Genomic DNA, 12882 nt, shown 5'->3' on the forward strand with positions numbered 1-12882 from the left:
GACCTCCGAGTCGGCGGGCGCTCAGCGCACGGTGCGGGAATCGTCGGAGGAGGCGTCATCCGCCTGGGTCAGCACGCCGCGGACGTTCTCGAGGTACGCGGCCACCGCCTCGCGCTCGATCCTAATGCGGTCGAGGCGCTCCTCCGCGTCGGCCACCGTCTCGCGGGCGCGGCGCTCGGCGTCGGCCAGGGTCTCGCGGGCGCGGCGCTCCGCGTCGGCGATGGCCGCACGGGCGTCGTGGTCGGCCTCCTCGCGCACCGTGCGGGCGGACTCGCGGCTCTCGACCGCGAGCTCCTCCGCCTCCTGACGGGTGGAGGCGAGCAGCGCCGTCACCTCCTGCAGGCGCGCCTCGGCCTCGCCCAGGTACGCGGCGGTGCGTTCGGCGGCATCCCGCTGGCGCTCGGCGGCGTCGCGCGCGTCGTGGTCGCGCCGGGCGGTGATCTCGGCGTCGAGGTCGAGGTGCCCCTGCTCGATCTCGCGGCTGAGGGCCAGTCGCGCCTCGTCGGCCTCGGCGGCGAGGATCCGGCGCGTCTCAGCGGCCTCGCGCTCCAGCCGGAGCCGCTCGGCCTCGCGACGGTCGGCCTCCAGCGCCTCGGCCTCGGCGATCTCCCGCTCGAGGGCCGTGCGCGCGGTGACCGCCTCGAGCTCCAGCTGCTCCCGCGTGGCCCGGGTCTCCCGGGCGAGCGCCTCGGTGCCCGCCGCGATGTCGCGGGCCAGGTCGGTGCGGGCCTCATCGACATCGCGGGCGAGCTCGGCGCGGGCGGTGGCGACCTCGAGGTCGAGCGCCTCGCGTGTCTCGGCGATCTCGCGCTCGAGCGAGGCGCGGGTCTCCTCGACGTCTCGGTCGAACGCGGTGCGCTCCGCCTGCATCCGGCGGTCGAAGTCCTCGCGGGACGCCTGCAGCTCCCGATCCCGGTCGGTGCGCACCTGCTCGACCTCGCGGTCGAGGTCGGCGCGGGTCTGCTCGTCGAGCTGGGCGAGGGCGATGCGCTGCGTCTCGGCATCGAGCCCGAGGCGCTCCTCGACCTCGCGGATCTCGCGGTCGAGGTCGGCGCGCTCCTCGGCGACGGACTCGTCGTGGCGGGCGCGGGCATCGGCGAGCTCGCGCTCGAGGGCGCCGCGGGCCAGGGCGTTGTCGCGGGCGAGGTCGGCGGCATCCCGGCGGGCCTCGTCGGTCTCGCGGTCGACCCGGGCCCGGAGCTCGGCGACCTCGCGCGCGACCTCGGCGCGCAGGGAATCCGTCTCGCGCTCGGCCGTGCCGCGGAGGTCCGCGACCTCGGTGCGCGTGCGGAGGAGGAGGGCGGCGGCCTCGCGCTCCGCGTCGCTGCGGAGGCCCTCGGCGCGGTCGTCCGCGCGCTCCCGGAGGTCGTCGGCCTCGCGCCGGGCGGCGTCGACGATCTGCTCGGCCTGCGCCCGGGCGGAGTCCACGAGGTGGCGCGCGGTGGCCTCGGCCTCGGCGCGCTGCGCGTCGGTCTCCTCCTGGGTGGCGCGGCGGAGGCGCGCGGCGTCCGCGTCGGCCTGCGCGACGAGCCGCGTGGACTGCTCCTCGGCGACGCGGAGGGTCGCCTCGAGGCGGGATCCCAGCCCGGCGAACGTGGGGCTGCCCACCTCCTCCAGCTCGTCGCGCAGCTCCCCCTCGACGCGGCGCAGGCGCTCGGCCTCGGCGCGGGCCTCGGCCGCCAGCTGGTTCGAGCGGATCAGCTCGCGGCGCAGGTCGCCGACCGCCCGGTCGACCTCGTCGCGGTTGTAGCCGCGCATGGCCGGGCTGAACGGGGTGTCGTCGTGGGGCACGGGGACTCCTTGTCGGGCGTCCGCGCACGCGGTGGCGGGCACGGCAGGTGCCGATCCTACCGAGACCGGCGCTCCCGGTCCGCGGTACGCCCCCGGGCCGCCTCCGGGTCGCGGGCGGGGAGGGGAGGCGCTCCCAGGGTCGTCCGGTATCCTTCGATGTCGTCGTCCGCCGCCGCCCGCCCGCATGTCGGCGGAGCGTCGCCCGGGCATCGCGCTCGTCGGCCGCCGCGGTCGCCGAGCCGGCCGCCGCCCATCACCGCAGCCGCCCGCGACGACACGAGAGGAGACACCCGTGCGATTCGTCCTGGCGATCGCGACCTTCGTGGTCGCCGCCCTCATGATCGGCCTGGGGGTCGCCCAGCACACCTTCCTGGCCGGACCCGACCGCATCACCGCGTCGACGTCCTCCGCCGGGGGCGCGGCCTACACGGTCATCAGCGGGAAGACGCTCAACGCGCACCCCGGCCTGCAGGACACCGTCGCCCGCGGCGACGGCGAGGTCTTCGCCGCGTACGGCCCCACGACCGACGTCGAGGCGTGGGTGGGCACCAGCCCCTACACGCGCATCGCGATGGACGAGACCGGGGCCCTGACCAGCGAGGTCGTCGAACCCGCGGCCGCCACTCCGACGCCCGCGCCCAGCAGCTCGCCCGCGCCGGAGGGCGGCTCGGGCACGCCCGCGACCGTCACCTCCGCCGTCACGGACCCGCGCGGATCCGACCTCTGGCTCTCCGAGGAGACCGGCCAGGGCGAGCTGTCGCTCAGCACGCGCCTCCCCGACGACGTCAGCGTCCTGCTCGCCGCGGACGGCACGGCGGCGGCCCCCGCGGAGGTCACGCTGTCCTGGCCCTCCGAGGGCGAGTCACCATGGGTCCTCCCGCTCGTGATCGGCGGCATCGTCCTGCTGATCGTGGGCCTCGTGCTCTACCTCCTCGCCATCCGCCACCTCCGCCGCAGCCGCGGCCCGCGCCGCAACCTGCCGCCGCGCGGCGGCCCCCGCATCCCGCGCATCGGCCCGGCCGCCCGCCGTGCCGCGCTCACCGCAGGCACGGGCGCCGCCCCGCCCGCCCCGCGACGCGGTCGTCGCAGCATGATCGCCCTGCCCGTCCTCGTCGTCACCGGCCTCGCTCTGAGCGGCTGCACGACCACGGGGGCGCCCGCCGCGCTCACGGCCGGTGCCGCGTCCACCCCGACGCCGACCCCCACATCCTCGCTCGACGCCGCGCGCGAGGCCGAGGACGCGGATCCGCCCGTCGTCACCGACGACCAGGCCGCGCGCATCGTCTCGCGCGTCTCCGCGGTCGCAACCGCGGCCGACCAGGCGCTCGACGCCGGCCAGCTGTCCCCGCGCTTCGCGGGCCCCGCCCTCCAGGAGCGCACGTCCGACTACCAGGTGCGGAAGGCGAAGCCCGACATCGCGGCCGTCCCCGCCATCCCCGCCGGCGACCTCCAGCTCACGCTGCCGCAGGCGACCGTCGCCTGGCCCCGCACGATCGCCGCCGTGGTGAAGAACCCGGACGCGGACGACGCGCCGACCCTCTCGCTCACGCTCGTGCAGACGAGCCCGCGGGAGAACTACCGCGTGCTGTACGCCATGCCCATCTCCACCACGGCGGCGCTGCCGGACGTGGCGCCCGCCGCGATCGGCGCCGCACGGCTCGCGCCCGACGTGAAGCTGCTCGCGGTCCAGCCGGACCAGCTCTCCGCCGCGTACGCGGACCTGCTGAACAAGGGCGACCAGAGCGAGTTCGCGTCCCTCTTCGACGCGACAGACGACGGCGTCCGCGCGCAGGACGCCAAGCGCAAGGTCGACTTCCCGGCCTCGATCGGCGAGACCGGCTCGGTGGAGTTCTCGGCCGCGGCCGACTCCGCGACGCCCGTCGCCATGTCGACCGTCGAGTCCGGCGCGCTCGTGAGCGTCACCGTGAAGCTCGGCATCGTCGCGAAGCCGACCGCCCAGGGCGCCAAGGTCAACGCGAACCCGGAGGTGCAGGCCATCACCGGGCTCACCGACTCCGCGAAGGGCTTCGACACCGTCCGCACGGCGCAGATGCTCATGTACGTGCCCCCCGTGAACTCGGGGGAGAAGATCCGCCTCTACGCCTCCAGCACCCACATCACCTCGGCCAAGGAGCTCCCATGACGAACGTGCCCCCCTCCGCCGCCAGCCTCCGCGGCGCCGTCGACCTCTCGTCCCTCGTGAACCGCGCGCAGGCCCCGGCGGGTGCCGCGCCCGCCGGTGGCGCGCCCGGCGCACCCGGTGCTCCTGCCGGCGCGCCGGCCTCGCCGCAGACGGTGGACGTCCCGGGACTCGTGCTCGCCGCGGACGACGCGTCGTTCACGCAGTTCCTCGACATCTCGTCGGTCGTGCCCGTCGTCGTCGAGCTGGTGTCGACGGGGCTCGCGAGCAGCCGCGAGCTCTCGCCCGTGCTCGAGCGGATCATCACCGAGCAGGCGGGGCGCGTGCTGCTCGTCCGGATCGACGTCGACCAGAGCCCGCAGCTGGGCCAGGCGTTCCAGGCGCAGTCCGTGCCCACGGTCGCGGCGCTCATCGGCGGTCGGCCCGTTGGCCTGTTCGCCGGCGTGATCCCCGAGGACCAGGTGCGCGACGTCCTCCAGCAGGTGCTGGAGCTCGCGCAGCAGAACGGGGTGACCGGCACGGCCGTCGCGCCCGATGCGTCCGCCGCCCCGGCGGCGCCGGTCGAGGAGCCGCTGCCCCCGCACCACGCGGAGGCCTACGCGTTCATCGAGCAGGGCGACTACGCGTCGGCGGCTGCGGAGTACCGCACCGCCATCGCGCAGAACCCGCGCGACGCGCTCGCGGTCGCCGGCCTCGCGCAGGTCAACCTCCTGCACCGCCTCGACGGGACGACCGCGGACGAGATCCGCAGCGCCGCCGCGGCCGCCCCGGGCGACGTCGACGCGCAGCTGCTCGTCGCCGACCTCGACCTGTCCGGCGGGCACGTGGAGGACGCGTTCGCGCGCCTGCTCGAGCTCTTCCCGTCCGCGGACGCCGCGGGGCGCGCGACCATCCGCCAGCGCCTCCTGGAGCACTTCGAGGTCGTCGGGCTCGAGGATCCGCGCGTCGCGGTCGCCCGCCGCCGGCTCACGCGCCTGCTCTACTGACGCGCATCCGCACGGACCACGACGGCGCCGCACCCCGAGGGGGCGGCGCCGTCGTCGTCGTGCGGGTCGGGTCGGGATCAGACCGTGGGCACCCGCGGCGTGCCGTCGTCGGAGCCGGGCGCGTCGTCGGTCGCGGACAGCCCCTCCGCGGGCGGCTGCGCGTCGGGCGACTGCGGGAGCACGGGCACGTCGGCCGCGTCCCCGAACGGCGTGCCGTCGACGCGCGACTCGTCCGCGTCCGGCGCGTGGTGCGCGGGCACCTCGACGGGCGTGAGGTCTTCCGGATCCTGCTTGAGCCGCAGCCAGAGGCCGGCCAGCGGCGGCAGCGTCAGCTCCGCCGAGGCGGGCCGACCGTGCCAGCCGTCGTCGCCCGCGTGGACGGCGCCGAGGTTGCCCACGCCGGATCCGCCGAACTGCTCGGCGTCCGTGTTGAGGATCTCCTCCCACACGCCCGCCTGCGGCAGCCCCAGCCGATAGCCCGAGATGGGCGCACCGGAGAAGTTGTGCACGACGGCGACCTGGTTGCCCTCCCGGTCGCGGCGGAGGAACGCGAGCACGTTGCGCTCGGCGTCGCCCGCGTCGATCCACTCGAAGCCCGCCGGGTCGTTGTCGAGCGCCCAGAGCGCGGGGGTGTCGACGTAGGTGCGGTTGAGGGAGCCGACGAGGTCGAACAGGGCGCGGTGCACGGGCTGGTCGAGGATCCACCAGTCGAGCCCGCGCTCCTCGCTCCACTCGGACGGCTGGCCGAACTCCTGGCCCATGAACAGCAGCTGCTTGCCGGGGTGCGACCACATGAAGCTGAGGTAGGCGCGCACGTTGGCGAGCTTCTGCCAGTGGTCGCCCGGCATCTTGCCGACGAGCGAGCCCTTCCCGTGCACGACCTCGTCGTGGCTGATGGGGAGGAGGAAGTTCTCCGTGTACGCGTAGACCATCGAGAACGTGATCTGGCCGTGGTGGTGAGCGCGGTACATCGGGTCGACGGCCGCGTAGTCGAGCGAGTCGTGCATCCAGCCCATGTTCCACTTGAGCCCGAAGCCGAGGCCGCCGTCGCTCGTGGGGCGCGTGACGCCGGGGAAGCTCGTCGACTCCTCGGCGATCATCACGATGCCGGGGTGCGTGCGGTACGCGGTGGCGTTGACCTCCTGGAGGAACGAGATCGCCTCGAGGTTCTCGCGGCCGCCGTGCACGTTCGGCAGCCACTGGCCCTCCTCGCGGGAGTAGTCGAGGTACAGCATCGAGGCCACGGCGTCGACCCGGAGGCCGTCGATGTGGAACTCCTCGAACCAGTACAGCGCGTTCGCGACGAGGAAGTTGCGGACCTGCGAGTGGCCGAAGTCGAAGACGAGGGTGCCCCAGTCCTGCTGCTCGCCGCGCCGCGGGTCGGTGTGCTCGTAGAGCGGCTGGCCGTCGAACTGCGCCAGCGCGAACGCGTCCTTGGGGAAGTGCGCCGGGACCCAGTCCACGATGACGCCGATGCCGGCCTGGTGCAGCGAGTCGATGAGGAACTTGAGGTCGTCCGGGCTGCCGAAGCGCGAGGTGGGCGCGTAGTAGCCGGACACCTGGTAGCCCCAGGACCCGCCGAACGGGTGCTCCGCGAGCGGCAGGAACTCCACGTGCGTGTAGTGCAGCTCCTGCAGGTAGGCGACGAGCTCGCCGGCGACCTCGCGGTAGCCGAGGCCCGGGCGCCAGGATCCGAGGTGCATCTCGTACACGCTCATGGGGGAGTCGTGCGGGTCGCGCGCGGCGCGCTCCTCCAGCCAGGCGGCGTCGTCCCAGACGTGGTGGCTGGTCTCGACGCGCGATGCGGTGGCCGGCGGGACCTCGGTCATGCGGGCCATGGGATCGGCCTTCTCGATCCAGTGCCCGGCCTGCGTGAGGATCTCGAACTTGTACGAGACGCCGGGCTCGACGCCCGGCACGAAGAGCTCCCAGACGCCGTTGCCGTCGAGGCGGCGCATCGCGTGCTGCACGCCGTCCCAGCCGTTGAACCCGCCGATGACGCGGACGGCGCGCGCGTGCGGCGCCCACACGGCGAAGGAGACGCCGACGTAGGTGCGCGCGACGCCCCAGTGCTCGCGGTGCTGCGCGCCGAGGACGTCCCAGAGGCGCTCGTGGCGGCCCTCGCCGAAGAGGTACAGGTCGAGGTCGCCGACCGTCGGCAGGAACCGGTACGGGTCCTCGGCGGTCCAGGTGCCGCCGTCGCCGTACCGTGCCTCGACCCGGTAGTCCTGCAGGCCGAGCACGTGCGCGCCCTGCCAGACGCCGTGGCCGAGGTGGGCGAGCTCCACGCGGGCCCCGGTGGAGAGGATGACGGAGACGCCCTCGGCGAGCGGGCGGAGGGCCCGGACGACCACGAGGTCGTCCGAGACGCCGTCGACGGAGACGGGGTGCTGGCCGAGGACCGAGTGCGGTCCGGAGTGGACGCCCTCGGCGATCGCGCGCAGGTCGAGGCCGGAGACCTCGGGCAGGCGGATCGGGTCGGACGAGGCCGCGGGGGTGCCCGCGTCGGATGCGGCAGGCGCGTCCGCGGCGGGCGCGTCGCCTCCGGCCGGGGGCACGACCACGTCGGCACCGGCCTCGGGGTGCGTCTCGGCGGCGGTCGGCACGGCGACGTCGGCGCCGTCCCTCGGGTCCTGCTGGGGGGTGGTGTCGGTCATGTCCGTCATCCCTTCGATGCGGTCGGGTGGACCCGGAACACGTGCACGGGGTGCGTGAACGCGTCGAGCCGGACGAAGTTGGAGGTCGACCACGTGTAGACGTCGCCCGTGAGGAGGTCCTCGACGTCGAACACGGCGTCCTCGGCGAGACCCCAGCGGGTGGGGTCGAGGTGCACCTGGGTCTCGCGCGCGGAGTGCGGGTCGACGTTGGCCACCACGAGGATCGTGTCGGCCTCGCCCGTGCCGGTGTGCTCGGCCGCGAGGTGCTTGGAGTAGACGAGGATCGAGTCGTCGTCGCTCCAGTGCACGTCGAGGTTCCGCAGCTGGCGGAGGGCGGGGTGCTGGCGGCGGATCTCGTTGAGGCGCGTGATCTCCGGCGCGATGGATCCGCCGAGCTCCTCCTGGCGGGCCCAGTCGCGCGGCTTGTACTCGTACTTCTCGTTGTCGATGTTCTCCTCGGCACCGGGGCGCGCGACGTTCTCGATCAGCTCGTAGCCCGAGTAGATGCCCCACGAGGGCGACGCGGTCGCGGCGATGGCGGCGCGGATCCGGTACGCGGCACGCCCGCCGAACTGCAGGTAGGGCGTGAGGATGTCGTGCGTGTTCGCGAAGAAGTTCGGGCGCAGGTAGTCGCTCGTCTCGTGGCTGACCTCGGTGAGGTACTCCTCGAGCTCCTGCTTCGTGTTCCGCCAGGTGAAGTACGTGTACGACTGCTGGAACCCGATCTTGGCGAGCGTGCGCATCATCGCGGGGCGCGTGAAGGCCTCGCTGAGGAAAATGGCGTCGGGCTCGTCGCGCATCACCTGGTGGATGAGGCGCTCCCAGAACACGAGCGGCTTGGTGTGCGGGTTGTCGACGCGGAAGATCTTCACGCCGAGCCCGAGCCACACGCGCATGACGCGGAGCATCTCCCGGTACGACCCCTCCGGGTCGTTGTCGAAGTTCAGGGGATAGATGTCCTGGTACTTCTTCGGCGGGTTCTCCGCGAACGCGATCGAGCCGTCGGGGAGCGTCGTGAACAGCTCCGGGTGCGTCGTGACCCACGGGTGGTCGGGCGAGGCCTGCAGCGCGATGTCGATCGCGAGCTCCATGCCGTGGTCCGCGACGGCCCGCACGAACTCGCGGAAGTCGTCGGCCGTGCCGAGCTCGGGGTGGATGCTGTCGTGGCCGCCGTCCTCGGAGCCGATGCCGTAGGGCGAGCCGGGGTCGTGCGGTCCCGCCGTGAGCGTGTTGTTCGGGCCCTTGCGGTTGGTGCGGCCGATGGGGTGCACCGGCGGGATGTAGACCACGTCGAAGCCCATGTCGCGGATCGCGGGGAGGCGGCGCGCGGCGGTGGCGAACGTGCCGCTCGTCCAGGAGCCGTCCTCGTGCTGGACGGCGCCCTCGGAGCGCGGGAAGAACTCGTACCAGGAGCCGACGGCGGCGCGCTCGCGCTCGACGACGATCGTGCGCTCGGGCGAGAGGGTGATGAGGCTGCGGACCGGGATCCGGTCGATCGCGGCGTGCACCTCGGGGGAGGTGGCGGCGGCGAGGCGCTCGGCGGGGGAGAGGCCGGCGTCGGCGATCCCCGCGAGCGCCTCCCGGAGGACCGCGCGGTCGTCGTCGGCGCGCTCGGCGTCCGCGGCGGCGCGCTCGAGGAGCTCGGCGCCGAGGGCGAGCATCACGTCGACGTCGAGGCCCGCGGGGACCTTGATCTCCGCGTTGTGCAGCCAGGTGCCGAAGTCGTCGGACCACGCGCTGACGCGCCAGGTCCAGACGCCCTGCGTCTCGAGCTGGGCGGTCGTGATCCAGCGGTCGAGGCCGGGCTTCGTGGCGTCGAGCGACATGCGGTGCGCGGTCACGGCGCCCGACGGGTCGGTGAGCAGGACGTCGGCGCCGATGAGATCGTGGCCCTCGCGGAAGACCGTCGCGCCGAAGGGCACGACGTCGTGGACGAAGCTCTTGGCGGGCCAGAGGTCGTCCTCGATCTGCGGGGTGAGCGACAGGATCGGGATGCGGCCGATGACGGGGACGTAGTCGTCCGTGGGCTCGGCCGTCTCGGGGGTGGTGGCCGGCGCCGCGGGCTCGGCCGTCTCGGGGGTGGTCGCGGGCTCGGCGGCCGGGGCCTCCACGACCGTCGTCGCGACGTGCTCCGCCGGGTCGTGCGGGTCCGCCGGGTCGTGCGGCTCCGACGGGTCGAGCTGCTCGGCGTCGGCGACCGGCTTGGCGTCGACCTCGGCGTCCGGGGCGGCGTGACGCGGGGCGGGAGCGGATGCGGGCACGGCGGCGGCCTCGGCGGCGGCGGGCTGCACGGCGGCGGCCTCGGCCGCGGCGGGCTGCACCGTGGCAGGCGTGGCAGGCGTGGCAGGCGCCTCGGGGATCAGCGGGGGTCGCGGGGCGGGCGGGCGCTGGGCGTCCTGGGCCTTCTGGGCCTTGGCGGCCTTGCGGGCCGCACGGCCGCGCACCGGGCGGGGGAGGGGATCGGGTCCGTCCTGGGGTGTGGTCACTGTTCGACCGTAGCCCGTGCGCCCTCCGGCTGTCGCTCGCCGCGGCGCCGGAGGACGCCGGAGGGACGCCCGACGCCGACCCGTCACCCGGCGTCCGGCCGCCGTCCACGCGGGCGGCGGACCTTGGTGCGGTCCACCCCGCGCCCCTAGGCTCGGGGCCGAGCGCGCGGGTGCCTCTCGCCGCCGATCCGGTCCGAGGGAGTCCCGTGAAGGCCATCCGCAGATTCACCGTCCGTGCCGTCCTCCCGGAGGAGCTGTCCGCGCTGGACGAGCTCGCCGGGAACCTCCGGTGGTCCTGGTACGAGCCGACGCGTCGCGTGTTCGCGCATGTCAGCCCGGAGCTGTGGGAGGGCACGGGGCACGACCCGGTGGCGCTCCTCGGCGCGGTCGACCAGGAGCGGCTGCGCGAGCTCGCGGCCGACGAGGGCTTCGTCGCGTGGGCGGAGGAGCAGAGGGCCGACCTCCGCGCGTACTGCGAGCAGCCGCGGTGGTACCAGTCGCTCGCGGGCGACGTGCCCGAGGCCGTCGGCTACTTCTCGCCGGAGTTCGGGATCGCCGCGGCGCTGCCGCAGTACTCGGGCGGCCTCGGCATCCTCGCGGGCGATCACCTGAAGAGCGCATCCGACCTCGGCGTGCCGCTCGTGGGCGTCGGCCTCTTCTACCGCTCCGGCTACTTCCGCCAGGGGATCTCCTCCGACGGTTGGCAGCAGGAGACCTACCCCGTCTTCGACCCGGACGGCCTGCCGCTCCAGGTGCTCCGCGACGCCGACGGGCGGCCCGTCCAGATCGCCCTCGGTCTGCCGGCCGACCGCACGCTGCACGCGCGGATCTGGCAGGCGCGCGTCGGCCGGATCCCGCTGCTGCTCCTCGACACGGACGTGCCCGAGAACGACGACGACCTCCGCGGCGTGACGGACCGGCTCTACGGCGGCGGCGGCGAGCACCGGCTGCACCAGGAGCTGCTGCTCGGCATCGGCGGCGTGCGCGCCATCGCCGCCCACGCGCGCATCACCGGATCGCCCGTGCCGCGCGTCTTCCACACGAACGAGGGCCACGCGGGCTTCCTCGGGCTCGAGCGGATCTCCGCGCTCATGGGCGACGGCCTCGACTTCGACGAAGCGCTGCAGGTCGTGCGCGCGGGCACCGTGTTCACGACGCACACTCCCGTGCCCGCCGGCATCGACCGCTTCGACGTCGAGCTGGTCCGCGCGCACGTGACCGAGGCCCTCCTGCCCGGCGTGCCCCGCGACCGCGTGCTGGAGCTCGGTGCGGAGGCGCACGACGGCGGCGATCCGGGCGTGTTCAACATGGCGCTCATGGGCTTGCGCCTCGCGCAGCGCGCGAACGGCGTCTCGCAGCTGCACGGCGAGGTGAGCAGGGGCATGTTCGCCGGTCTCTGGCCGGGGTTCGACACCGAGGAGGTGCCGATCACGAGCGTCACGAACGGCGTGCACGCGCCCACGTGGACGGATCCGATGCTCATGTCGCTCGCGGGCGAGCGCCTCGGCACCACGGACACGACGGGCGCCGACTGGTCCTCCCCGGCCGTCAGCGACGGAGACCTGTGGGACGTCCGCGGCCGGATGCGCCGCCAGCTCGTCGCCGACGCCCGCCGCCGCGTCGTGCGCGCCTGGCGCGAGCAGAACCCGGGCGGCGTCGAGCCGTCGTGGCTCGAGGACGTGCTCGACCCCGAGGTCCTCACCATCGGCTTCGCCCGCCGCGTGCCCACCTACAAGCGCCTGACGCTCATGCTCCACGACCGGGAGCGCCTCCGTCGCATCCTCACCGACCCCGACCGGCCCGTGCAGATCGTGGTGGCCGGCAAGTCGCACCCGGCGGACGACGAGGGCAAGCGCCTCATCCAGGAGCTGGTGCGGTTCGCGGCCGAGCCCGAGATCCGCGGGCGCCTCGTGTTCCTGCCCGACTACGACATCGGCATGGCGCAGCTCCTCTACCCGGGCACCGACGTGTGGCTCAACAACCCGCTGCGGCCGCTCGAGGCGTGCGGCACGTCGGGGATGAAGGCGGCGCTCAACGGGGCGCTCAACCTGTCGATCCTCGACGGCTGGTGGAACGAGTACTTCGACGGCGGCAACGGCTGGGCGATCCCGTCCGCGGACCGCGCGCACGACGGCGCCGAGCGCGACGCGATGGAGGCGACGGCGCTGTACGACCTCATCGAGAACCGCATCGCGCCGCGCTTCTACGAGCGCGACGCGGACGGCGTGCCCGCGGGCTGGGTGCACGACATCCGCCACACGCTGCAGACGCTCTCGCCCGAGCTCAGCGCCGACCGGATGGTGCGGCAGTACGTGGAGCGGCTGTACGTCCCGGCGGGGCGCGCCCAGCGGATGGTCGCGGCCGACGACCACGCCCGGGCCCGGGAGCTCGCGGCCTGGCGACGGCGCATCGTGGCGGCCTGGCCGTCGGTGCAGGTCGCGCACGTGGAGTCGGAGGGCGTGGGTCCCCAGGCGCAGGTCGGCGACGAGCTGCGCGTGCGCGCGTGGGTCGCCCTCGGCGGGCTCCACGCGGACGACGTGACGGTCGAGGTCGTGCACGGGCGCACCGGCGAGGGGGACGTGCTCACGGACGTCGTGCGGCACGCGCTCGCACCCGTCGGCGGATCCGGAGGGCAGCAGGAGCACGTGGGCACGGTGCCGCTCCGCTCCGCGGGTCCCTTCGGCTACACCGTGCGCGTGGTGCCGCGGCACGAGCTCCTCGCGTCGAGCGCGGAGCCGGGGCTGGTCGCGGTCGCGGGCTGAGCGCGCGGGGGCGGGGCCGTCGCCGCCCGGCAGGCGGCCCCGTCCGGGCGGACGTCCGCC

General features: G+C 74.6%; 6 protein-coding genes. 3 read left to right on the forward strand and 3 right to left on the reverse strand.

What is annotated here, in order from left to right:
- Positions 1-21 precede the first annotated feature (21 nt).
- Positions 22-1791, reverse strand: coding sequence for a hypothetical protein (locus tag AWH51_RS14055; protein ID WP_063072685.1), 1770 nt, complete (start codon positions 1789-1791; stop codon positions 22-24).
- 292 nt (positions 1792-2083) lie between these two features.
- On the opposite strand from AWH51_RS14055, the gene AWH51_RS14060 reads away from it, so the two are divergent.
- On the forward strand, positions 2084-3934 hold the full coding sequence (locus AWH51_RS14060) for a hypothetical protein (RefSeq protein ID WP_063072686.1): 1851 nt from the start codon (positions 2084-2086) through the stop codon (positions 3932-3934).
- Complete coding sequence (locus AWH51_RS14065; protein WP_063072687.1) at positions 3931-4917, forward strand: tetratricopeptide repeat protein; 987 nt, start codon at positions 3931-3933, stop codon at positions 4915-4917. The genes AWH51_RS14060 and AWH51_RS14065 overlap by 4 nt, the downstream gene beginning before the upstream one ends.
- A 77-nt stretch (positions 4918-4994) precedes the next feature.
- Here AWH51_RS14065 and glgB read toward each other — a convergent pair whose 3' ends face one another.
- A complete protein-coding gene (gene glgB / locus AWH51_RS14070) occupies positions 4995-7583 on the reverse strand; it encodes a 1,4-alpha-glucan branching protein GlgB (protein ID WP_063072688.1) in 2589 nt (862 codons plus the stop codon).
- Entirely contained in the window at positions 7580-9685 is a 2106-nt protein-coding gene (locus AWH51_RS14075) for an alpha-1,4-glucan--maltose-1-phosphate maltosyltransferase (protein ID WP_254654598.1), read from the reverse strand. The genes glgB and AWH51_RS14075 overlap by 4 nt, the downstream gene beginning before the upstream one ends.
- A 581-nt stretch (positions 9686-10266) precedes the next feature.
- Between AWH51_RS14075 and glgP the strand changes: the two genes are divergently transcribed.
- The gene (gene glgP / locus AWH51_RS14080; RefSeq protein WP_063072689.1) at positions 10267-12822 is read left to right on the forward strand and encodes an alpha-glucan family phosphorylase; all 2556 of its coding nucleotides are present in this window, start codon (positions 10267-10269) and stop codon (positions 12820-12822) included.
- Positions 12823-12882 lie beyond the last annotated feature (60 nt).

The organism is Clavibacter tessellarius, assembly GCF_001618005.1.
Classification (GTDB): Bacteria; Actinomycetota; Actinomycetes; order Actinomycetales; family Microbacteriaceae; genus Clavibacter; species Clavibacter tessellarius_A.

Coding starts and splice junctions, on each gene's coding strand:
- glgB (WP_063072688.1), bottom strand. CDS start 7,583: ATGACGGACATGACCGACACCACCCCCCAGCAGGACCCGAGGGACGGC.
- AWH51_RS14065 (WP_063072687.1), top strand. CDS start 3,931: ATGACGAACGTGCCCCCCTCCGCCGCCAGCCTCCGCGGCGCCGTCGAC.